Here is a 21,071-nt window from a genome sequence, read left to right on the forward strand (position 1 = left end):
AGGGCTCACCCGTGCACAGCTGAGTCCGGATAGCCCTGTTTCGTCCCGCCCCGACCTGGTCGGCCGGTTGCCTCCGAGGCAAACCGGTCAGTCGTGGCGGTGGAGAACCGGCAGGTCGAGGTCGCCGACGGCCAGGTGCGCCAGCACGACCTCGTACAGGTCGGTGCCCGCGGCGAGCAGCTGGCGTTCCAGGACGGGTTCGGCGCTGCGGACGTGCTCGCGCACGGTCTGCGCGTGCATGCCCAGGGCCTGCGCGGCCCGTTCGGCGTTGCCGCCGGCGGCGATCCAGGTGCGCAGCGTCCGCCGCGGGTTCCTGGCGTCCGCGTCCAGCCGGCCCAGCAGGTTCTGGGCCCAGTTGCGTACGGCGGGTCCGGACAGCAGGTCGGAGAGCCGGAGCGTGGAGTCCGCGGTGGTGTCGCTGAACTGGGCGTCGGTCAGGCCGATCTGGGTGTTGAGCGCCAGGTGGACCACGGTCCGGACGGTGAGGTCGGCGAAGTCGGTGCCGAGCAGGGCCTCCACGCGTTCCATGCGGGCGCGGACGGTGTTGCGGCTGACGCCGAGGACCTTGGCGGCGTTGACGGCGGTGAATTCCAGGCCGAGGCGGGTGGTGGCGAGGAGTTCGGCGCGGGTGTGGTGCGGCAGGGTGTCGAGCGGGCGCAGCACCCGGGCGGTCCAGCCGCGCAGCGCCTGCGGGTCCATGAGGCGTTCGGGGTGGGTGCGCTCGGCGTAGACAGCGGTCTTGTCGGGCCGGAAGTGGGCGACGGCGAGGGCGCTGACGGCCTGTCCGTAGGCGGTGGCGGTCCGGGCGAGGCTCTGCCGGGCGCTGCCGCCGAGGAAGATGTCCGGGTGCCGGCCGACCAGTGACCGCAGGGCCTCGCCGGCGGCTTCGCGGGGGCTGACGACGATCACGTGGCCGTCCATGGCCGGGCAGCGCACGACCAGGGCGTCCTCCCTGGTGCTGTCCAGGCACTCCTCGGCGATCCGGTCGCGTACGGCGGGGTCGGACTCGACGACATACACGCACGCCGTGTCGGCGTCGAGCAGTCCGGGCCAGAGTCCGGCGGCGACGCGGCGGGCTGCGATGGTGTCCTCGACCATCAGCAGTTGGAGGATCGCCAGGCGCAGGTCGGAGGTGGCCCGCCGGAGCCGGTGTCCGGCGGCGGTCGACTCGCGCGCGGTCAGCAGGAGCTCGATCACCTGGGCGGTGTGCGTGACGACGTCGGCGGCCCGGCGGTCGAAGGGGGCCTCGCGGGAGACGGCCAGGACGCAGGTGTGGGACGGGTGCTCCACCCTGACCAGGCGCAGATGACGCTCCCGGCTCTCCCAGGCGGCGGAGGCGATCCGGCCGGCCGTGATGTCCGTGACGAGGTCCTCGTCCAGCGGGATCCGGGTTCCGGCCATGAGGTTCCCGGCGGCGTCCTGAAGGGCCACGGACCCGCGCACGGCACCGGAGAGCCAGCCCACGACCCTGCGCACGTCCCGTCCCGCCGGGCGCAGGTGCTCGAGCAGTTCCTCCGCCCACGCCGGACCCTGCCCGGCCTGCGTCTCCCGCTGCCGGTTCCCGTCCTCTCGGCCAGTCACCTCGGCCTTCCCCTCGCTCCTCGCACCGCCTCCGGCGCACCGGTCGGGGACGTTACCTCACCCGTCCCGCGCTCTCACCCCGGGCGAACGCGCCCCGGCGCCCGCCCGCAGGCCCGACACCCCACCCTGCGCCGCCGCGCCCCGCGGGCGGCATAAGCTCGACGGATGGCGAAGTACTACGACGTGCACCCCGACAACCCCCAGCCCCGCACCATCGGCCAGATCGCCGACAGCATCCGCGCGGACGCTCTCGTCGCGTACCCCACGGACTCCTGTTACGCACTGGGCTGCCGCCTGGGCAGCCGTGACGGCATCGAGCGGATCCGGACGATCCGCAAGCTGGACGACCGGCACCACTTCACCCTGGTGTGTCAGGACTTCGCGCAGCTCGGCCAGTTCGTGCGGATCGACAACGACGTGTTCCGCGCGATCAAGGCGTCGACGCCCGGCAGCTACACGTTCATCCTGCCCGCGACGAAGGAGGTGCCGCGCATGCTCCAGCACCCCAAGAAGAAGACGGTCGGTGTGCGGATCCCCGACCACGTCGTCACCCAGGCCCTGCTCGCCGAGCTCGGTGAGCCGCTGCTGTCCAGCACCCTGCTGCTGCCCGGCGAGGAGGAGCCGATGACGCAGGGCTGGGAGATCAAGGACCTGCTAGACCATGTGCTGGACGGGGTGGTCGACTCCGGTGACTGCGGCACCGAACCGACGACGGTGATCGACTTCTCCGGCGGTGAGGCCGAGATCGTGCGGCACGGCGCGGGCGACACGACACGGTTCGAGTAAAGGGCGCGCCAAGGGGCGTTCACGGTTGCACCGCCTGCGAGGGGTGGGCGAAATGCCCCGGGAAGCGGCGTGTCACGATGCCCGTGATCCGCCCGGTCACGCGGACGGGTCCCTGGCCGAGACCCCGCAGAGAGGCAGCACAGCCATGACCGCCGTACAGGGAACCGCTGTCGACATCCCCACCGAGGACGGCACCGCCGACGCGTATCTGACCCACCCCGCCGACGGGGCCGCCCACCCGGCGGTCCTGCTCTACATGGACGCCTTCGGACTGCGTCCCCGACTGCGGTCGATGGCCGACCGGCTGGCCGGCGAGGGCTACACGGTGCTGGTGCCCAACGTGTTCTACCGGCACGGCCGCGCCCCGCTGTTCGATCTGCCCGAGTTCATCGACCCGGGTGCCCGGCCGGAGATATTCGAGCGCATCATGCCGGTCATGCGGGCCCTGACGCCCGAGCTGGCGATGCGGGACGCCGGTGCCTATCTGCGCCGGCTGGCCGAGTCGCCCGCGGTGGCCGACGGTCCGGTCGCGGTGACCGGTTACTGCATGGGGGCGCGCCTGTCGCTGTTCACGGCAGGGACCTACCCGGAGCGGGTCGCGGCCGCGGCCGGCTTCCACGGCGGGCGGCTGGCGACGGACACGCCGGACAGCCCGCACCTGGTGGCCGGCGAGGTCACCGCCGAGCTGTACTTCGGCCACGCCGACCAGGACCCCTCGCTGCCCGAGGAGCAGATCGAGCGCCTGGAGGAGGCCCTGACCGCGGCGGGCGTCCGCCACCGGTGCGAGGTGTACACCGGCGCGCCCCACGGTTTCACGCAGGCCGACACCGCGTCGTACGACAAGGAGGCCGACGAGCGGCACTGGTCGGCTCTGCTCGACCTGCTGAAGCGTACATTCTGACCTCAATCGACTCCTGCTGAACAGAAGTTGCCGTCCTACCGACGGTAAGGGCTTGCTTTCCCTCGATCACTGCGCGTAGACCTTGCTGAAAACCAGCCATGACTCGGGGGGAGTTGGCTCATGGACGGCACGGTCGACGGGTTCCGCTACGGTGCGGTGACTCCGGTGGCGGCGTATCTGATGGCCTGTCTGGGAGGGGCGCTGGGGCTGCGGTGCATCGTGCGCTCGCTGCCCGACGCGCGGTCGTGGAAGCCCGGCTGGCTTGCGTTAGGCGCTGCCTCCATCGGGTGCGGCATCTGGACGATGCACTTCATCGCCATGATCGGCTTCCACGTGGAGGAGACCCGGGTCCGTTATGACGCGGCCACGACGGTGCTCAGTCTCGTCGTGGCCGTCGCCGTTGTGGGCATCGGCGTGTTCATCGTCGGCTACCGCGGCACGGGGGGTGTCACCCTGGCGGTCGCGGGTGTCGTCACCGGACTGGGGGTGGCGGCCATGCACTACCTGGGCATGGCCGCGATGCGGCTGCACGGCGACATCGGCTACGACCCGGTCGGCGTCGCCCTGTCCGTGCTGATCGCCATCGCCGCCGCGACGGCCGCGCTGTGGTCGGCCGTCACGATCCGCGGCTTCCTGACGAGCGTCGGGGCGAGCCTGGTGATGGGCGTGGCGGTGTCCGGGATGCACTACACGGGCATGGCCGCCGTCAGCGTCCATGTGCACGACACGACCGGCGGGACCTGGGAGGGCGACTCGCCCCTGTCCCTGCTGCTGCCGATGCTGCTGGGGCCGGTCGTCTTCCTGCTGCTGGCCGGGGTCGTGGTCATGTTCGACCCGATGCTGGTACAAGGCGAGCGGCCCGGGAAGCGGAGCCCCGCCCCGCACCCGGGGGCCTCCGCCAGGGACCGGGCCGCCAACTCGATTCCCTCCCCGCGCACTTCGTGGCACGACACGGACTCACCCAGTCGCAGCCGGTGAACGACCCGCCCGCGGACGGCGCGTAGATCATTGTTACGGTGCAGCGGTGTCCGACTCCTCACGCGATACCGCCGAGGGCGCCGGCTGGGGTACCGACGAACGCGGCGCGTACCAGCAGTTGATGCCTCCGAAGGCCGAGAAGATCTCCTGGCTGGACCCGAAGATGCTGTGGGCCGCCCGCAACGGCGTGCTGGCCTCATGGTTCGGGGACCCGACCGGCCGCACCCGCGGCCGGTGGGTGGCGCAACGCGCGGCCGCCGGCGCCCCGGGCGACAAGGTGATCCGGCGCGACGACCCGGACCGGTTCTCCTTCCTGGTCATCGGTGACACCGGCGAGGGCGACGACCCCCAGTACGCCGTCGTGCCGGGCTTTCTGAAGACCGGTCAGGACACCAGCTTCGCCGTGCTGGCCAGTGACGTGATCTACCCGGTGGGCAGCGCGGACGACTACGGCACCAAGTTCTTCCGCCCGTACCGGGACTACCGGGCGCCGATCTACGCGATACCCGGCAACCACGACTGGTACGAGGACCTCGGCGGCTTCATGCGCGTCTTCTGCGACGACGCCCCGCCGCTGCCGCCCGAACCCCGGCCGCGCCCCCTGACCCGCGCCTGGCTGCGGTCCCTGCTGTGGCACCGGCCGCGTCCCGACGACGGCCGGCACCTCGCAGAGGCACGCGAGTTGCGCTCCGCACCCGCCCAGCAGTCCGTCCAGCCGGGCCCGTACTGGGCGATCGACGCCGGGCCGGTACGGATCATAGGCATCGACACGGGCCTGCTGGGCACCCTCGACGCCGAGCAGGGCGCCTGGCTGCGCGAGGTCTCCCGGGGATCCCGCCCGAAGATCCTGGTCACCGGCTCCCCCCTGTACGTGGACGGCAGGCACGAGCCGTGCGCCATCGCAGGGGGCGGCACCGTCGACGACATCGTCCGCGACCCGGCGCACCACTACGTGGCGGCGATCGGCGGCGACATCCACAACTACCAGCGGTACCCGGTCCGGCTGGACGACGGACGCACCCTCCAGTACGTGGTAGCGGGCGGCGGCGGGGCGTTCATGCACGCCACCCACACCATCCCCCGCGTCGACGTCGCGAACGTGACCGAGCGGGACTTCCGCTGCTATCCGCTGCGCGGCGACTCCCTCGCCTTCTACAGCCGGCTCTACGGCCGCCGACTGCGCATGCCCCGCTTCTTCACGCTCACCGAGGCGGAGGCGACGGCCGTGATCGCCGAGCGCCTCGGCATCCCGCCGACCCGGGTGCCGGGCGCGGCCACCCGCGTCACCCGGCGCGTCCGGCTGGTCGCCGGGCTGCTCGGCACCGGCCGCCGGCCCGACCGGGCCAAGCGGTTCCGGCTGCCCGTGCGCAAGATCTACACGTCGCTGTTCTCGCCGAGCTCGGCGACCTACAGCCCGCCGTTCTTCAAGTGCTTCCTGCGCCTGGACGTCTCCCCGGAGGCGATCCGGCTGCGCTGCTTCGCGGCCACCGGCAACCGGGCCCAGGAGCTCGACCCGCCGGTCGAGGACGAGGTGACGATTCCGCTGCGCTGACCCGGTCCCCCGGGAACATCGCGGTCCGCCGCCGGGGCGCACAGGTGCACAGGTGCACACCACTGACCTGTGTCCCCACCGGTCCCGAGCCACCCCGACGGCACCGCTCCCCCGTCCGACCCGCCGGACCGGCGCAGGTCACCAGCGCCCGGGCGCAGTCCCGGTGATCGGCTCCGACGCCCTGCCGTCCACCCCGACCGGCACGTCCCCGGCGAGCATCACCCGGTGCATGATCCGCGGGTGGTCGAGGTGCGCGGTGTCGCCGGGCGCCAGATGCATCGTCGCGCGGTTGTCCCAGAACGCCACGCTGCCCGGCTCCCAGCGGAACCGGACCGTGTACTCGGGCCGTACCGCCTGCTCCAGCAGCATGTCCAGGATCGCGCCGCTCTCGGGCCGGGAGAGGCCGGCGATCTGCTCGACGTAGTAGCCGTTGACGTAGAGGATCCGTTCGCCCGTCTCCGGGTGGACGCGCACCAGGGGGTGCAGCGAGGCGACCTGGCGGTCCAGCAGGTGGCGGACGTACGCGTCGTCGCCGGGCCGGGGCTGGTAGCCGACGCCGAGCCGGTGCTCGGCCCGCAGGCCGTCGACGAACTCCCGCAGCGGCGCGGAGAGTCCGGCGTAGGCCGCCGCGAGGTTCGACCAGGTGGTGTCGCCGCCGTAGGGCGGCACGGTCTCGGCGCGCAGGATCGTCGCGGCGGGCGGGTCGACGCGGGCGCCGTGGTCGCAGTGCCAGCCGCGCAGCAGGGTGTGGCGGCGGCGCCGCAGCCACTCGTCGTGCTCCATGCCGAACCGCCCGCCGAGCTCCAGCCGGTCGGCGGTCGTCTCGATCTCCGGGAAGTCCGGGGGCGAGGCCTTGCCGCGTCGCGGCAGCACGACCGGTCCCCCGAACCTGCGCGCGAACGCCACATGCCCGGCGTGGTCCAGCCGCTGCCCCCGGAAGAACACCACCTTCCACCGCAGCGCCACCGCCCTGATCGCGGCGATCACGGTGTCGTCGAGGTCGGCGGCCAGGTCGACCCCGCCGATCTCGGCGCCGATGTGCCCCGCGACCGGCTTCACCTCCACCCCGGCGTCCCGCACCGCCTCGTCCGTCATCGGGCTGTCCGTCGTCATGCGCACTCCGCTGGTCGTGGGCGTGGTCGTGCCTACCGGAAGATCGTGACAGCGATCCCCGCCCAGGGCGACACCGCACCAGCGCCCGCGCCCCTCACACCTCGAACTCCCGGATCACGGTGTTCCGGAACACCGCCCTCCCGTCGACCGTGAACAGGGCGAGCCCGGTGTCGACCAGGTACGGGAAGACCTCCGACGCGTGCGCGTACCGGCCGTCGTCGATGAACAGCTCCACGGATGTCCGGTCGACCAGGATGCGCAGCCTCACCGTCCGCCGGGCCGGGTCGAAGGGGCTCCGGCTCTCCTGCCATCTGCCCGACAGGTCGGGTGACACGGTGGGGCGGCGGTTGAGGTAGGCGTAGTCGCGGTGGACGCCGGCGTCGATGTGCCGGACGCCGTCCGGGGAGCGCCGCAGCTGCACTCCCGCGCCCGTGAGCTGGTCCCAGGTGATCTCGCAGGTCAGCTCGTAGGCGGTGCCCCGGTAGTCGAGGACGCGGGTGCCCTCGACCACCAGGTCGCCGAGCGGCACCGTGCGGGAGACGTACCGGTCGAGCGCGGCGACCGGCCGGGACGCCAGGTGGTACGTGCCGTCGGCCGCGCGCTTCAGCGTGATCTCGCGGACGATCGAGTCGGTGCCGTTGAAGCCGTCGCTGTCGATGGTGGGCGTGATGTGGGCGTAGTCCCAGTTGTTCAGCCAGCCGATCGCGTAGCGCGTCCGCTCGTCGAGGGCGCCGTTCGCCGTCCGCTTCTCGAAGGTGACGGCCCCGTACCAGTCCCAGCCGTGGTCGAGCCACTGCGGCTCTTCGGCGTCGGCCGTGAAGGCGCTGCCGTCGAAGGAGCCCGTCCAGTACGCGTACGTGTTGGGCAGCCCGGCTCCCTTGCCGTTGGCGCTCACCCCGAGCACCCACTTGGCCGTGCCGTCCCCGGCGCGGATCCGGAACAGGTCCGGGCACTCCAGCACGCCGATGCCGCTCTTGACGAAGCCGCCCACGTACGTCCAGGACTTGAGGTCGGCGGAGTGGTAGAAGCCCACCTTGTCGTTCTCGGCGAGGGTCATCACCCACCGGCCGCGTTCCTCGTCGCGGATCACCTTCGGGTCGCGGAAGTCGCGCACGCCCGGATTGGGCAGCACCGGGTCGGTGCCGTGCGGGGTGAACGTCCGGCCGCCGTCGGTGGAGTAGTACAGGTACTGCGCCTGGTCGCTCGGGCCGTCGTGCGGCGACATCGTGGCCAGGACGACGACCGCCCCCGCCCCGAAACCCGCCGTGTTCTCCGTGTCGACCACCGCGGAGCCCGACCAGACATCGCCGTTGGGGGTGGTGTCCTTGGGCACGGCGATCCCCCGGTCGGTGAAGGAGACCAGGTCGGTGCTGGTGGCCAGCCGCCAGGCGGTGCCGATCGCGCCGGACAGGTAGTCGGCGTTGTGCAGGTAGTAGTAGTGGTACGCGCCGTCGATCCAGACGGGGCGCTGCGGGTCGTTCTTCCACTGCTCGGGGACGGTGAAGTGGTAGGCCGCGCGGTAGCTCGCGCAGCCGTTCCGCGGCCTGGCCTCGGCCGTGCCCGCCGCGGCGGGCAGCAACGCGCCGGCCGTGCCCAGGGCCGACCCGGCGAACAGGGCCCTCCTCGTGATCCCGCTCATCACACCTGGTTCCTCTCGTCGGAAACGGTGGCTCATGTGCATCAGGACTGTGGGACCTAACTCGTTAAAGGTCAAGCGGTCACGCGCTCTTGACACGTCCGGGCGGCGCTCACATCATCTGGGGCATCAGTCCTCAACTAACACGAGTTAGGCCCCACGATGACCGACTCGCACCTCACCCGCCGCAGGCTGTTGCGGTACGGCGCCTACGGCGCGGGTGCCGCCGCCCTGGGCAGCACCGCCGCGAGCTGGGAGCGGCTCACCGGAGCCGACATCCCCGGACGTGACGACGGTTCCCTCGTCGTCGCCACCCTCGGCCCCGCCTACGGGCCGGAGGCCATCCGCACGCTCCGCGAGGGCTTCCGCGAGCTGCACCCCGACATCAAGCTCGAGATCAACGCGGTGCAGGCCGTGGACTGGTCGGACTTCTTCGCGAAGATCCTCACGCAGGTGGCCGCGGGCACCGCCCCGGACCTGGTGTATGTGGCCACCGAGGGCGTGCAGTTGTTCGCGCAGCGGCTCGGCGTGGCCCTGGACAAGTGGGTGAAGCGGGACGCGGCCGAGCTGAAGGAGTACTTCGCCGACGTCCACCCGTCGCTGGTGGAGTCGATGATGTACGAAGGCAGCCTCTACCAGCTGCCGGTGGAGTTCAACGCGGCCGACATGTACCTCAACCGCCAGGTGCTGCGGCGGGCAGGTGCGGAGTACCCGCCGGCCGACTGGACCCGCGACGACTTCACGTCGCTGCTGCGGGACATGAAGCAGGCGAGCGGCTCCCGCTTCACTCCCTACTTCTGGACCAACCGGCTGTGGGGCGGTGTGGTGCCCTGGCTCTTCGCGAACGGCACCAATCTGCTCGCGGAGTCCAAGGCGCCCGGCGGCGAGTGGCTGTGGGACTCCTTCTACCCGGCCGGCCGGCGCAGGGGCCGCGGGGGCGGCTTCCGGTGGACGACTCCGCAGGCCACGCACGACCGGGTGGAGGAGGTCTACGACTATCTCGCCTCGCTCGTGCGGGACGGCCTGTGCACCCGCCCCGAGGGCGGCAACGGCCAGAACCTCATCGGCGTGTTCTCCACCGGCCGGGTCGGTGTCACCCCGGCGGGCGGCTTCTGGGCGGGCGGCCTGCACCTGGCGGGGATGGAGCGGGACGGGTTCGACGTGCAGTACTTCCCGCGCTGGCGCACCCAGCGCATGCAGTACGGCGCGGCGGGCTACGCGCTGCTGCGCACCTCGAAGAGGCAGGAAGAGGCCTGGGAGTTCATCAAGTACGCGGCCCGCAAGGACACCCTGACCCAGCTGTTCACGACGAACCAGACCACCCCGGCCCGGCGCTCGATGCTGACCGCCGGACGCTACGAGGAGACCGGCCCGGCGAACTGGCAGGTCTTCTACGACACCCTCGACCGGTTCCCCGACACGGGGCCGATCCCGGCGCCACCGCAGGTCGCCGAGGTCGAGCAGCTGCTGCTCAAGCACACCGGCACGGCCCTGGCCTCCTCGCGCTCGGTGCGTCCCGCGCTGCGCCGGTTGCAGGGCGACCTGGAGAAGGCCATGGGGCGTGACGCATGACGGACACCCGGATACCGCCCGCCCGAGCCGAACGGCCCGAGGCCCCACCCGCCGAGAAGGCACCGCGTCCCTCGGCCCGCGACCGCGGCACCCGCCTGCTGGCCACGCTGTTCCTGGCCCCGACGATCGTCGGCATCGTCGTCTTCACGGTCGTCCCCATCGTCGGCTCGGTGGTGCTGAGCCTCTTCCACTGGAACGTGATCGACTCGCCGCGCTTCGCCGGCGGTTCCAACTACGGCGCGGTGTTCGGTGACGAGACCGTGCTGGTGTCCTTCCGCAACACCCTCGTCTTCATGGTGCTCGCGGTGGCCCTGCAACTGCTCGTCGCGCTGGCGCTCGCCCTGACGCTGACCGGGCGGATGCCCGTGTGGCTGCGGTCGGTGTTCCGCTCGGCGTTCTTCTTCCCGCTGGTGCTGTCCGCCGCGTCGATCTCGGTGGTGATGAAGTACCTGTTCAACCAGGACTTCGGGGTGATCAACTGGCTGCTCGGCTTCGTCGGGATCGCGCCGGTGCCGTGGCTGACGTCGGAGAACGCGGCCATGGCGACCGTGGTGCTGGTCTACGTCTGGCAGCAGTTCGGCTTCTCGTTCCTGCTGTTCGTCGGCGGTCTGAACAACATCCCCAAGGAGATCCACGAGGCCGCCGCCCTGGACGGCGCGACCGGCCTGCGCAAGCACCTCTCCGTCACGCTGCCGCTGCTGTCGCCGACGCTGCTGGTCGCCTCGGTGGTCGGCATCATCAACGCGCTCCAGGTCTTCGAGCAGCCGTACGTCCTGACCAACGGCGGTCCCGGCGACTCGACCCGCACGGTCGTGATGGTGATCTACGAGACCGCGTTCGAGCAGCTCCGCTTCGGCGAGGCGTCCGCCGTGGGTGTGCTGCTGTTCGTGCTGATCATGGCGGTCACGGCCCTCCAGTTCCGGCTCAGCCGGCGTTTCGTCCACTACCAGTGAGCCGGGTGAGTCCCTTGAGCCAAGCAACCCTGTCCTTCAGCCGCGCGCGCCACGGGCTGGCGCCGTGGGCGCGGATCGCCGGGCTGACGGTGTGCGCCCTGCTCACGCTCGGCCCGGTGGTGTGGACGGTGTCCACCTCGCTCCGCACACCCGCCGAGGCGTTCGACCTGCCGCCGCAGCTCATCCCGTCCGACCCGTCGACGGAGGCGTACCGGGGGGTGTTCGGCCAGATCGACGTGTGGCTGCTCGCCCTCAACTCCACGCTGGTCACGGGTCTGATCGCGGTCGGCCAGATGATCACGGCTGGGCTGGCCGGATACGCCTTCGCCCGCCTGGAGTTCCGCTTCAAGAAGTCGCTGTTCGCCCTGGTCCTGGCGACGATGATGGTGCCCTTGCAGGTCACGATCGTGCCGGTGTTCCTGGTCCTGAAGTCGATGAGCCTGACCGACACCCTGCTCGGGCTGATCATCCCGGCGTTCCCGACGGCGTTCGGCACGTTCCTGATGCGGCAGTACTTCCTGGGCATGCCCAAGGATCTCGGCGAGGCGGCGATGCTGGACGGTGCCGGCCCCTGGCGGACGTTCCGGTCGGTGTACGCCCCGCTGGCCGCGCCCGGCCTCGCGATCGTCGGCGTCCTGGCCTTCAACTACCACTGGAACGAGTTCTTCCGGCCGCTGATCCTCGAAACGTCCGGGCAGAACTACACGTTGCCGCTGGGTCTGGTCTCCCTCCAGGGCAACCTGGGCACCGGCTCCGTCTCCGTGGTGCTCGCCGGTGTCGTCCTCTCCATGATTCCCGCCGTCGCCGTGTTCGTCGTCGGCCAGCGCCCTCTGCGTGAGGGCATCACGTCCGCAGGAGTCAACCGTTGAGCCTCGCCGCTCCCCCGCAGGACCCGCACGCCCCGCGCTTCAGGGTCCGCCCGCCCGCCAACTGGATGAACGACCCCAACGGGCCGTTCCGCTGGCGCGGCCGCTACCACCTCTTCTACCAGCACAACCCGGACGCCCCGGTGCACGCCAACGTCCACTGGGGCCACGCCTCCAGCCTCGACCTAGCCCGCTGGGAGCACCATCCGATCGCCCTCACCCCGACCCCGGGCGGCCCGGACGAGGCGGGCTGCTGGTCCGGTTGCGTGGTCGACGACGGGGGCGTGCCGACGGCCGTCTACACCGGGGTCGACCGTGACCACAGCGGGCTCGGCACGATCTGCCTGGCCCGGGCGGCGGATCCGGACGACCCGGCGCTGACCGACTGGACTCCCCTGCCCACGCCGGTGGTGACGGGCCCGCCCGAGGGCCTGGACGTGGTGATGTTCCGCGACCCGTTCGTCTTCCGGCACGACGGCCGGCGCCGGGCGCTGGTCGGCGCGGGGCACGGCGACGGCACGCCGTCGGTCCTGCTGTACGACTGCGACGACTTGGCCGACTGGCGTTTCGCGGGTGTGCTCCTGGACGGCCGGGACCCGGCCGCCGCGGCGGTGTTCGGCGACCGGGCGACCGGCTGGGAGTGCCCCCAGCTGTTCGCGACGCGGGGCGGCGAGTGGGTGCTGGTCGTGTCCCTGTGGGACGGCGACCCGTGGACCACCGGCTATCTGACGGGACGTCTGGATGCGGACCTGTGCTTCTCCGCCCGGGCGGGCGGTCTGCTCGACCACGGCCGTGACTTCTACGCGCCCGCCGTGCTCCAGGAGCCGGACCGGGCCCTGATGTGGGGCTGGTCCTGGGAGGCCCGCGAGCAGGACAGGGCCGGCTGGGCCGGCGTCCTGACCGCGCCCCGGGTCGTCGACGTCCATCCGGACGGGGCGCTGCGGGTGACCCCGGCCCCGGAGCTGCGCCGGCTGCGCGCCGCCGAACCGTTCGTCACCGCCCCGGGCCGGGCCGCGCTGCCGGCGGCCTACGACCTGACGGTCGGCGCCCGCGGTCACACCACCGTGAGTCTGCTGCGGTCGGCCTCGGGCGCCGAGCTGACGGTCCGGCTGGACCCGGGCGAGGGCCTCGTGACCCTGGACCGTGGCGACTGGCCCCGTGCGGAGGCCGGGGCGCCGGTCTCCGTCCATGTGCCGCCCGGCGAGGAGCTCACGGTACGCGTTCTCGTCGACGGCTCGCTGTACGAGCTGTTCGTCGGTGACCGGGCCATGGTCACCGAGCGGGTCTACCACCGGCCCGACGACCTACGGGAGTTGAGCGTGACGCCCGGCGCGACGGTCACCGGATGGGAGCTGGTCCCACCGACGCACGGCTGATCACCGGGCAGGCCAGGCGCCGCACGGTGGCGGGCGGGGTCCGGCCGGTGACGATGGAGTCCAGCAGGAGCCGGGCGGCGGCCTCGCCCATCTCCCGGTGGGGCAGCGCGACGGTGGTGAGGGGCGGCGTGAGGTACGCGGCCATGTGCTCCTGGTCGTCGTAGCCCACCACCGACAGGTCGCCGGGTACGGCGATCCCGAGCCGGGTCGCGGCGTGCAGGACGCCCGCCGCGACCCGGTCGTTGTAGGTGAAGATCCCGGTGGGCCGGAGGTCGGCCGGGGCGCCGTCGAGGAGGCGGACGGCACCCTCGTAGCCGCTGGAGATCTCGCCTCCGGTCCGTACGACCCAGTCCTTGGGCACGGTGATGCCCTCGGCGCGCAGCGCGTCGCGGAAGCCGCGCAGCCGCTCCGCCGAGGCGATGTCGTCCTGCCCGCCGACGACCGCGACCCGCCGGTGCCCTTGTTCCAGCAGCAGCCGGGCCGCCGTACGGCCGCCGGCGCGCTCGGCGGGGATGACGGCGGGCAGCGAACCGTCCTCGGGCAGGCAGTTGGCCAGCACGGAGTGGGTGCGGTGCAGGCCCTCGGGGACGCGGACGCGGCGCAGGGACATGGCCGCGTAGATGATGCCGTCGACGCGCCGGTCGAGGAGTTCGGCGACCGCCGCGTCTTCCTTGGCCGGGTCGCCGCCGGAGTCGACGGTGAGGACCAGGTGCTCGCCGGCCCAGGCGGTGTCCATGGCGCCGCGCAGCAGCCGCCCGGCGAACGGTGAGGAGGCGATCTCGTCGGTGACCAGGCCGATCACGGCCGTACGGCTGCGGCGCAGACCGCGGGCGACGGGGTCGGGCCGGTAGCCGAGCTGGACCGCGGCCTGCCGGATGCGCTCCTGCGTGGCGGGCGAGAGGTTGCCCTCGGCGCGGCCGTTGAAGACGAAGGACACCGCGGTGTGCGACACGCCGGCGAGCCGGGCGACGTCCCGCGAGGTGGGACGCCCCGGTCGTGTCGCCGGTTTCTCCTCGGCGCTGCCCATGCCGTCCGCCGTCCTCATCCCCCACCCGTCCGGTTGATCATTGCTCACCCTATCCGTGACGCTGGAGGGACGACACAGTCAACGGGAAGGTCCGACGGTGATCAGCATCCCGACGCACACGCTCAACGACGGCACGACACTCCCCGCACTGGGCCTGGGCACCTGGCCGCTCGGCGACGACGAGGCGCAGCAGGCGGTGCTCTCGGCTCTGGAAGCGGGCTACCGCCTGATCGACACGGCGACGAACTACCGCAACGAGACGGGGGTCGGCCGGGCCGTGGCCTCCGGCGTGGTGCCGCGCGAGGAGATCGTCGTGACGACGAAGCTCCCGGGCCGGCACCACGGCTACGAGGAGACCCTCGCCTCTTTCGAGGAGTCCCGGGCGCGTCTGGGGCTGGAGTACGTCGACCTGTACCTGATCCACTGGCCGCTGCCGCGGGTGGACCGGTACGTCGACTCGTGGAAGGCCATGATCAAGCTGCGCGAGGAGGGGCTCGTGCGGTCCGTCGGCGTCTCGAACTTCACGGCCGGGCACATCGAGCGGCTGGAGAAGGAGACCGGGGTGCTGCCCTCCGTCAACCAGATCGAGCTGCACCCGTTCCTGCCGCAGGAGGACCTGCGGGCCTTCCACGCGGGCAAGGGCGTGCTCACCGAGAGCTGGACCCCGCTGGGCCGGGGCACGTCCCTGCTTCAGGACGCCGCCGTGGCGCGGATCGCCGAGGCGCACGGGGTGACGCCCGGGCAGGTCGTGCTGCGCTGGCACACGCAGCTCGGCGCGGTGCCCATCCCGAAGTCGGCGAACCCCGAGCGGCAGCGCGAGAACCTCGACGTGTTCGGCTTCGAGCTGAGCGAGGACGAGGTGACCGCCGTCGCGGACCGGACGCACCGGCGCGTCGGCGGGGACCCCGAGGTGCACGAGGAGTTCTGACGGGTACCCGGGGCCCGCGCGGCAGGAAGGAGCCGCAGGTGACTGAGCGGGACCGGCTGCGGGACTACCGCGGCAAGCGCGATTTCGACCGGACCGGCGAGCCCCGGGGCAGCGGGGAGTCCGCCGGGGACCGGCCCCGGTTCGTGGTGCAGATCCATGACGCGAGCACGATGCACTTCGACTTCCGGTTGCAGGTGGACGACGTCCTGAAGTCCTGGTCGATCCCCAAGGGCCCGTCGGCGGACCCGAAGGACAAGCGGCTGGCCGTGCCCACGGAGGACCATCCGCTGGAGTACGAGGAGTTCGAGGGCGTGATCCCCCGCGGCGAGTACGGCGGCGGCACGGTGATCGTCTGGGACCACGGCACGTACGAGCCGCTGAGCCACGACCGCAAGGGGCGGCCCGTCGACTTCGCGGAGTCACTGGAGCGCGGGCACGCCACGTTCCGGCTGAGCGGGGCGAAACTGCGCGGCGAGTACGCCCTCACCCGGTTCCGCGGTGGTCAGGGCGGTGACGGCGAGGAGGCCTGGCTGCTGGTGAAGCGGGCCGGCGGCGCCCGTACGCACGGGGCTCCCGATCCGCGCCGGGCGCGTTCGGCCATGTCCGGCCGGACCCTCGCCCAGGTCGCCTCGGACGCGGCCGGGGAGTGAAGGGTGATGGCCGGTCTCCTCGACGCGCTGCCCGACGGACAGCGGCGGCTGCTGGGCCGGGCACGTCCGGGGGCGGAACTGGCCGCGCGTCCGATGCTCGCCACGCTGAGCGACCGGCGGGACTTCTCGGACGCGGACGAGGAGTGGATGTTCGAGCGGAAGCTGGACGGCATCCGGGTGCTGGCGGTCCGGGAGGGCGAGCGGGTAACGCTGCTGTCCCGGTCGGGCCGTCGGCTGAACGACACCTACCCGGAGATCGTGGAGGCGCTCGCGGCGCAGTCGTGTGCGGACTTCGTGCTCGACGGGGAGATCGTCGCCTTCTCGGGCGGGCGCACGGACTTCGGGCGGCTCCAGCAGCGCATGGGGCTGACCCGCCGTCAGGACGTGGCGGCGAGCGGGGTGGCCGTGACGTACTACGTGTTCGACCTGCTCCGGCTGGACGGGGCCGACACCAGGGAACTGCCGCTGCGGGCCCGCAAGTCGCTGTTGCGCCGGGCGCTGGCGTACCGCTCCCCGCTCCGGCTGACCCCGCATCGCAACGCGGGCGGTGCCGGGTTGCTGGCGGACGTCTGCGCCCGGGGCTGGGAGGGTCTGATCGCCAAGCGCGCCGACGGTGTCTACGAGCCGCGCCGGTCGGCGGGCTGGCTGAAGCTCAAGTGCTCCTTGGGCCAGGAGTTCGTCGTCGGCGGTTTCACCGAGCCGGCCGGGAGCCGCCTGGGGCTGGGCGCGCTGCTTCTGGGCCACTACGAGGGCGGGCGGCTGCGGTACGCGGGCAAGGTCGGCACCGGTTTCGGCCGGCGCACGCTGCTCGACCTGCGCGAGCGGCTCGACGGGCTGCGGGAGTCCGGCTCGCCGTTCGACGGGCCGGTGCGGGAGGCGGGCGCGCGATGGGTGCGGCCGGAGCTGGTGGCGCAGATCGCGTTCGCCGAGTGGACCCGTGACGGCATGCTGCGCCACCCGCGGTACCTGGGGCTGCGGGACGACAAGAAGCCGCGGGACGTGGTGCGGGAACGCCCGTCGGGGCGCGCTGCCGCGTGAGCGGTCCGGTCAGAACAGCGGCGTGAGCGGCTGTTCGCACCAGATGGTCTTGCCCCGGGTGGTCTGCCGGCTGCCCCAGCGCTGGGTGAGCTGGGCGACCAGCAGCAGTCCGCGTCCGCCCTCGTCGTCCTGGTGGGCCCGCCGCAGGTGCGGGGAGGTCGAACTGCCGTCGGACACCTCACAGATGAGGGTCTGGTCGCGGATCAGACGGAGCTCGATGGGCGTGGAGCCGTACCGGATGGCGTTGGTGACCAGTTCGCTGACGACGAGTTCGGTGACGAAGGCCGTCTCGTCCAGCCCCCACGCGGTGAGCTGTTCGGTGGCGGCCTGGCGGGTGGCGGCCACCTGCGCCGGGTCCGGGTCCACGTCCCAGGTGGCGACCTGGTCGGCGCCCAGCGCCCGGGTGCGGGCGAGCAGCAGGGCCACGTCGTCGCTGGGTTCCTCCGGCAGTACGGCCTTCAGCACGATGTCGCACTGGGCGTCGAGCGATTCGGCGGGCACGGTCAGCGCGCGGCACAGCTCGTCGGTGGCGTGGTCGACGTCGCGGTCGCGGTCCTCGACGAGTCCGTCGGTGTAGAGGGCGACGACGGAGCCCTCGGGCAGCTGGAGCTCCGTCGCCTCGAAGGGCAGCCCCCCGACGCCCAGCGGCGGCCCCGCACTCATGGGGATCAGCCGCGCGGACCCGTCGGGCAGCACCAGGGCGGGGGCGGGGTGCCCGGCGGCGGCCAGGTTCAGCCGGCGCGTGACGGGGTCGTAGACGGCGTACAGGCAGGTCGCGCCGAGTTCGGCGACCTCGTCGCCGTCGTCGTCCGACGCGAGATGGGTGACCAGGTCGTCGAGGTGGGTGAGGAGTTCGTCCGGTGGCAGGTCCACGTCGGCGAGGGTGCGTACGGCCGTGACCAGCCGGCCCATGGTCGCCGTGGAGGGGATGCCGTGGCCCACGACGTCACCGACGACGAGCGCGACCCGGCTGCCGGACAGCGGGATCACGTCGAACCAGTCGCCGCCGATGCCGGCCGCCGAGCCGGAGGGCAGATAGCGGTGGGCGACCTGGACGGCGGCCTGGCCGGGCAGTCCCCTCGGCAGCAGGCTGTGCTGGAGGGCCAGTGCGGTGGTGCGTTCGCGGGCGAAGCGGCGGGCGTTGTCGACGCAGACCGCGGCGCGGCTGGCGAGTTCCTCGGCGAACACGGCGTCGTCGGCGGCGTAGTCGTCCACCTGCCGGATGCGCACGGCCACGGCGACACCGAGGGTGGTGCCGCGGGCCCGCAGCGGCACCGCCATCATCGAGTGGACGCCCTGGCGGTAGGGGCGGCCCTGGGGAGCGCGTGTGTTGCGCTCCGCGACCCAGCGCATGAAGGACGGCTCCCCCGCCTGGCTGACGATCGCCCGGCCCTCCCGCATCGCCCGCGCGATGGGCGAGAACGCGGGGTAGACGTCCACTTCTCCCAGGTGGACGGCCGCTTCGGGGGTGCCCTCGCTGACGGAGCCGTGGGCGACACGGCGCAACACGATCTCCTCGGTGGACACGGTCGGCGACTCCTCCGCGCCGAGGACCCAGTCGAACAGGTCCACGCTGGCGAAGTCGGCGAACCGGGGCACCACGACCTCGATCAGCTCCTCGGCCGTGCGCACCACGTCCAGGGTGGTGCCGATGACCGCCGCGGCCTCGTTCAGCAGGGCCAGCCGCTGCCGCGCCCAGTACTGCTCGGTGCTGTCGATCGCGGCCAGGGCGGTGCCCAGGAGGTCGCCGGAGGGGTGGCGGACCGGCCACATCTCGGTGACCCAGGCGTGCTCCCGGTTCAGGGCCGGGGCACCCGTGTAGCTCTCGTAGCGGAGCGGGCGGCCGGTCTCGACGACGTGGCGGAGGTGCCAGTTGAAGCCGCGGCTGTGCTCGGCCTCCTCGACGGTCTCCGGGAAGTGCCGCCCCAGCAGGGTCTCCTCCGGCACGCCCATCACATGGCAGGCCGCGTCGTTGAGCCGCAGGTAGCGCTGGTCGGTGTCGAACACGGACATCGATATGGACGCCTGCTGGAAGGCCTGTCCGGCCAGGGACGTCTCGGCGCTGCCGGGCGGCTCGGCGGTGATCACGTAGCCGTCCGGTGTCCCGTCCCGGCCGGTCACGACGCAGGCTCTGATGCGGAGGCCCACCAGATAGCCGTCGTGGTGCCGCACCATGACGGTGCCCGACCGCGCGGACACCGCCCCGGACGGCACGTCCTCGGCGAGCAGTCCCCGTACGGACCGGCCCACGGCCTCCTCGGCCGAGTAGCCGGTCAGTCGCCGGGCACCCTCGCTCCACCCCGTCACGGTGCCGCGGGCGTCGATGATCGCAGCAGCGGAGGCGTCCTCCATATCATCCAGGATCATCCCTTTGCCGCCCTGTATCAACCGCGACGGAGTATTCGTGACAGTGTCAGGCCCGGTGAGCCCGCAGGACGGCGAGCGCCCGGTCGGCGTGCGCGTTCATGCGCAGCTCGCTGCGTACGACGTCGAGCACGGTGTGGTCGCGCGCTATGACGAACGTGGTGCGCTTGGTCGGCGCCAGGGAGAAGCCGCGCTTCACACCGAACCGCTCGCGGACCGTGCCGTCGGCGTCGGACAGCAGGGGCATGCCGAGGGCGTGCTGTCCGACGAACTCCTGCTGGCGCTCGACGGTGTCCCCGCTGATGCCGACGGGGCGTGCGCCGACGGCGGCGAACTCGGCGGCGAGATCGCGGAAGTGACAGGCCTGTGCGGTGCAGCCGGGGGTCAGGGCGGCCGGGTAGAAGAACAGCACGACCGGCCCTTCGGCGAGCAGTCCGGACAGGCTGCGGACGGTGCCGGTCTCGTCGGGCAGGGAGAAGTCCTCGACCTTGTCCCCGGCCTCCACGCGCGCGGTCACGACCGGCCCTCGGCGTTCCGTGCGACGCCGCGCGCCCAGAGCACGAGGGGGACTTGGAGGGGCAGGCGTCCGAAGGCCGCGGCCTTCTGCGGCGCGGGGCGGTGGCGCCAGTCGGCCGCCATCTTCACGTTGGCGGGGAAGACCCCGACGAAGAAGGCCGCCGTGGCCAGCGCCGCCGCCTTGCGGGTACGCGGCAGCGCCAGTCCCGCGGCCAGCGCGAGCTCGGCGGCGCCGCTGGCGTAGGTCCAGGTCCTGGGCGTGCCCGGCAGGCCGCGCGGGATGGTCGCGTCGAACGGGCGTGGGGCGGCGAAGTGGGCGACGCCCGCTGCGGCCAGCAGGCCGGCGAGCAGCAGGGGCGAGCGTTCGGACCGGGACACGGTTTTCTCCTCTGATGGCCTGCCGCGCGATATTACTGGACGGTAAAGGGGTGGCCGCGGCGGGGGTTTCGACGGGTCAGGCGCGGCTCTTGTGCGTGCCCGGGGTGTAGCCGAACGAGCGGCGGAAGACGTCGATGAAGGCGCTGGCGGAGGACCAGCCGCAGCGGTGGGCGACGGTCGTGACGGGCAGGCCGTCTGCCAGCATCCGCAGGGCGTGGTAGAGCCGCGACTGGGTGCGCCACTGCGGGAACGTCATGCCGAACTCGCTGCGGAAGAGCCGGCTGAGGGTGCGCTCCCCCACCCCGGTCGCGGCGCCGAGGGCAGCGAGGGTGCGCGCGTCGGCCGGGTCGGCGTGCACGAGCGCGCAGACGGCGGCCAGGCGCGGGTCGGCGGGCGTGGGCAGGCGCAGCGGCTGCTGAGGCGAGTGCCGCAGCTGGTCGCGGAGGACGGCACGCAGCCTGCGGCGCTCGGGGCTGTCGTCGCCGGGGTCGCGGGTGTAGGCGAGGATCAGCTCGCGCAGCAGCGGGCTGACGGCGACGACGGCCGGGTGGTGCAGGCCGAGGGGGTTGTCCTCGGCGGGCAGGCCGACCAGGTGCAGGTCGAGCCGGCCGTGTGCGCGGTGGGCGTGCACGGTACCGGCCGGGACCCAGATGGCGCGGGTGCCGGGCGCGAACCAGGTGCCTGCGTCGGTGGTGACGGCGACGACGCCGGAGCCCGCGTAGACGATCTGGTGGTCGTCGTGCCGGTGTGCGTCGATGCGGCCGCCCGCGGTCAGCCGCTGCGCCCGGGTCGGCGCCGTGGGGGTGTGGCGGATGTTCGGCACAGTCCGGCAGATTATCGGAAGCGGGCCGGCCGC

General features: G+C 72.5%; 19 protein-coding genes. 11 read left to right on the forward strand and 8 right to left on the reverse strand.

All coding sequences use genetic code 11. The annotated features are described in order from the left end of the window. Window positions 1-87 precede the first annotated feature (87 nt). Window positions 88-1,581, reverse strand: coding sequence for a helix-turn-helix domain-containing protein (locus ABFX81_RS32185; RefSeq protein WP_086855608.1), 1,494 nt, complete (start codon window positions 1,579-1,581; stop codon window positions 88-90). Between the two features lie 165 nt (window positions 1,582-1,746). Between ABFX81_RS32185 and ABFX81_RS32190 the strand changes: the two genes are divergently transcribed. From ABFX81_RS32190 to ABFX81_RS32205, 4 genes are all read left to right on the forward strand, one after another. Further along, entirely contained in the window at window positions 1,747-2,367 is a 621-nt protein-coding gene (locus tag ABFX81_RS32190) for an L-threonylcarbamoyladenylate synthase (protein ID WP_059416624.1), read from the forward strand. 145 nt (window positions 2,368-2,512) lie between these two features. Further along, complete coding sequence (locus ABFX81_RS32195; RefSeq protein ID WP_346139042.1) at window positions 2,513-3,268, forward strand: dienelactone hydrolase family protein; 756 nt, start codon at window positions 2,513-2,515, stop codon at window positions 3,266-3,268. A 120-nt stretch (window positions 3,269-3,388) separates the two neighbouring features. Continuing rightward, a complete protein-coding gene (locus ABFX81_RS32200; RefSeq protein ID WP_346139043.1) occupies window positions 3,389-4,246 on the forward strand; it encodes an MHYT domain-containing protein in 858 nt (285 codons plus the stop codon). Between the two features lie 46 nt (window positions 4,247-4,292). Further along, the gene (locus ABFX81_RS32205; protein ID WP_346139044.1) at window positions 4,293-5,798 is read left to right on the forward strand and encodes a metallophosphoesterase family protein; all 1,506 of its coding nucleotides are present in this window, start codon (window positions 4,293-4,295) and stop codon (window positions 5,796-5,798) included. 138 nt (window positions 5,799-5,936) lie between these two features. On the opposite strand, the gene ABFX81_RS32210 is transcribed toward ABFX81_RS32205, so the two are convergent. Together ABFX81_RS32210 and ABFX81_RS32215 are read right to left on the reverse strand one after the other, a co-directional pair. Then, a complete protein-coding gene (locus ABFX81_RS32210) occupies window positions 5,937-6,911 on the reverse strand; it encodes a TauD/TfdA dioxygenase family protein (RefSeq protein WP_346139045.1) in 975 nt (324 codons plus the stop codon). 94 nt (window positions 6,912-7,005) lie between these two features. Then, window positions 7,006-8,550, reverse strand: coding sequence for a GH32 C-terminal domain-containing protein (locus ABFX81_RS32215; protein ID WP_086851954.1), 1,545 nt, complete (start codon window positions 8,548-8,550; stop codon window positions 7,006-7,008). A gap of 159 nt (window positions 8,551-8,709) precedes the next feature. Between ABFX81_RS32215 and ABFX81_RS32220 the strand changes: the two genes are divergently transcribed. The 4 genes from ABFX81_RS32220 to ABFX81_RS32235 are packed head-to-tail and all read left to right on the forward strand — an operon-like array spanning window position 8,710 to window position 13,314. Then, window positions 8,710-10,119 (forward strand): extracellular solute-binding protein, encoded by a 1,410-nt coding sequence (locus tag ABFX81_RS32220; RefSeq protein WP_086851953.1) that lies wholly within the window; start codon window positions 8,710-8,712, stop codon window positions 10,117-10,119. Then, window positions 10,116-11,072: an ABC transporter permease subunit gene (locus ABFX81_RS32225; RefSeq protein WP_086851952.1), complete on the forward strand. Its 957-nt coding sequence runs from the start codon at window positions 10,116-10,118 to the stop codon at window positions 11,070-11,072. The genes ABFX81_RS32220 and ABFX81_RS32225 overlap by 4 nt, the downstream gene beginning before the upstream one ends. A 14-nt stretch (window positions 11,073-11,086) precedes the next feature. Further along, window positions 11,087-11,941, forward strand: a complete 855-nt coding sequence (locus ABFX81_RS32230) for a carbohydrate ABC transporter permease (RefSeq protein WP_086851951.1) — start codon at window positions 11,087-11,089, stop codon at window positions 11,939-11,941. Further along, window positions 11,938-13,314 (forward strand): GH32 C-terminal domain-containing protein, encoded by a 1,377-nt coding sequence (locus ABFX81_RS32235; RefSeq protein ID WP_086851950.1) that lies wholly within the window; start codon window positions 11,938-11,940, stop codon window positions 13,312-13,314. Before ABFX81_RS32230 ends, ABFX81_RS32235 begins: the two co-directional genes overlap by 4 nt. Here ABFX81_RS32235 and ABFX81_RS32240 read toward each other — a convergent pair. Continuing rightward, entirely contained in the window at window positions 13,277-14,341 is a 1,065-nt protein-coding gene (locus ABFX81_RS32240; RefSeq protein ID WP_086851949.1) for a substrate-binding domain-containing protein, read from the reverse strand. The two genes, ABFX81_RS32235 and ABFX81_RS32240, sit on opposite strands and share 38 nt — an antisense overlap. A 97-nt stretch (window positions 14,342-14,438) precedes the next feature. Here ABFX81_RS32240 and ABFX81_RS32245 point away from each other — a divergent pair, with 97 nt between their 5' ends. From ABFX81_RS32245 to ligD, 3 genes are read left to right on the forward strand one after another with little or no spacing between them, the layout of a single operon-like run. Continuing rightward, the gene (locus tag ABFX81_RS32245; protein ID WP_086851948.1) at window positions 14,439-15,269 is read left to right on the forward strand and encodes an aldo/keto reductase; all 831 of its coding nucleotides are present in this window, start codon (window positions 14,439-14,441) and stop codon (window positions 15,267-15,269) included. Between the two features lie 38 nt (window positions 15,270-15,307). Next, a complete protein-coding gene (locus ABFX81_RS32250) occupies window positions 15,308-15,919 on the forward strand; it encodes a DNA polymerase ligase N-terminal domain-containing protein (protein WP_086851947.1) in 612 nt (203 codons plus the stop codon). Window positions 15,920-15,925: 6 nt separating this feature from the next. Further along, window positions 15,926-16,957, forward strand: a complete 1,032-nt coding sequence (ligD, locus tag ABFX81_RS32255) for a non-homologous end-joining DNA ligase (RefSeq protein WP_086851946.1) — start codon at window positions 15,926-15,928, stop codon at window positions 16,955-16,957. Window positions 16,958-16,966: 9 nt separating this feature from the next. Here ligD and ABFX81_RS32260 read toward each other — a convergent pair whose 3' ends face one another. From ABFX81_RS32260 to ABFX81_RS32275, 4 genes are all read right to left on the reverse strand, one after another. Then, window positions 16,967-19,309, reverse strand: a complete 2,343-nt coding sequence (locus ABFX81_RS32260; RefSeq protein ID WP_346139058.1) for an ATP-binding SpoIIE family protein phosphatase — start codon at window positions 19,307-19,309, stop codon at window positions 16,967-16,969. 61 nt (window positions 19,310-19,370) lie between these two features. Next, a complete protein-coding gene (locus tag ABFX81_RS32265) occupies window positions 19,371-19,838 on the reverse strand; it encodes a redoxin domain-containing protein (RefSeq protein ID WP_086855585.1) in 468 nt (155 codons plus the stop codon). Next, window positions 19,835-20,215 carry a DoxX family protein gene (locus ABFX81_RS32270; RefSeq protein WP_086855584.1) on the reverse strand — a complete coding sequence of 127 codons (381 nt, stop codon included), beginning with the start codon at window positions 20,213-20,215 and terminating at the stop codon, window positions 19,835-19,837. Before ABFX81_RS32270 ends, ABFX81_RS32265 begins: the two co-directional genes overlap by 4 nt. A 76-nt stretch (window positions 20,216-20,291) precedes the next feature. Further along, window positions 20,292-21,038, reverse strand: coding sequence for an AraC family transcriptional regulator (locus tag ABFX81_RS32275; protein WP_346139046.1), 747 nt, complete (start codon window positions 21,036-21,038; stop codon window positions 20,292-20,294). Window positions 21,039-21,071 lie beyond the last annotated feature (33 nt).

The sequence above is a fragment of the Streptomyces coeruleofuscus genome, from assembly GCF_039532725.1.
Classification (GTDB): domain Bacteria; phylum Actinomycetota; class Actinomycetes; order Streptomycetales; family Streptomycetaceae; genus Streptomyces; species Streptomyces coeruleofuscus.

Excerpts from the sequence above, each read along its gene's own strand:
- ligD (WP_086851946.1), top strand. The coding sequence starts at position 15,926 with ATGGCCGGTCTCCTCGACGCGCTGCCCGACGGACAGCGGCGGCTGCTG.
- ABFX81_RS32260 (WP_346139058.1), bottom strand. The coding sequence starts at position 19,309 with ATGGAGGACGCCTCCGCTGCTGCGATCATCGACGCCCGCGGCACCGTG.
- ABFX81_RS32190 (WP_059416624.1), top strand. The coding sequence starts at position 1,747 with ATGGCGAAGTACTACGACGTGCACCCCGACAACCCCCAGCCCCGCACC.
- ABFX81_RS32240 (WP_086851949.1), bottom strand. The coding sequence starts at position 14,341 with ATGGGCAGCGCCGAGGAGAAACCGGCGACACGACCGGGGCGTCCCACC.
- ABFX81_RS32200 (WP_346139043.1), top strand. The coding sequence starts at position 3,389 with ATGGACGGCACGGTCGACGGGTTCCGCTACGGTGCGGTGACTCCGGTG.
- ABFX81_RS32220 (WP_086851953.1), top strand. The coding sequence starts at position 8,710 with ATGACCGACTCGCACCTCACCCGCCGCAGGCTGTTGCGGTACGGCGCC.
- ABFX81_RS32210 (WP_346139045.1), bottom strand. The coding sequence starts at position 6,911 with ATGACGACGGACAGCCCGATGACGGACGAGGCGGTGCGGGACGCCGGG.
- ABFX81_RS32215 (WP_086851954.1), bottom strand. The coding sequence starts at position 8,550 with ATGAGCGGGATCACGAGGAGGGCCCTGTTCGCCGGGTCGGCCCTGGGC.
- ABFX81_RS32225 (WP_086851952.1), top strand. The coding sequence starts at position 10,116 with ATGACGGACACCCGGATACCGCCCGCCCGAGCCGAACGGCCCGAGGCC.
- ABFX81_RS32195 (WP_346139042.1), top strand. The coding sequence starts at position 2,513 with ATGACCGCCGTACAGGGAACCGCTGTCGACATCCCCACCGAGGACGGC.